The organism is Citrobacter sp. TBCS-14, assembly GCF_005280805.1.
GTDB lineage: Bacteria > Pseudomonadota > Gammaproteobacteria > Enterobacterales > Enterobacteriaceae > Citrobacter > Citrobacter gillenii.
In genome coordinates this window covers 1-217 of sequence record NZ_SZWM01001188.1, presented here as the reverse complement: position 1 = coordinate 217, position 217 = coordinate 1, and the positions used below count along the sequence as shown (strand labels likewise).

The 217-nt window shown below is 57.6% G+C and carries 1 protein-coding gene; it reads left to right on the top strand.

Annotated elements, in window-relative coordinates:
- Positions 1-217 (top strand): 2-amino-4-hydroxy-6-hydroxymethyldihydropteridine diphosphokinase (gene folK / locus FDX22_RS24720; protein WP_146717931.1); only part of this gene is annotated, 217 nt, incomplete at both ends.

Genomic DNA, 217 nt, shown 5'->3' with positions numbered 1-217 from the left:
GTGGCGCTGGAAACGACTCTCGCGCCCGAAGAACTGCTTAATCACACCCAACGCATTGAGCTACAGCAGGGTCGCGTACGTAAAGCTGAACGCTGGGGCCCGCGTACGCTGGACCTCGACATCATGCTGTTTGGCGATGAAGTGATTAACACCGAACGTCTGACCGTGCCGCACTACGACATGAAGAACCGCGGCTTCATGCTGTGGCCGCTGTATG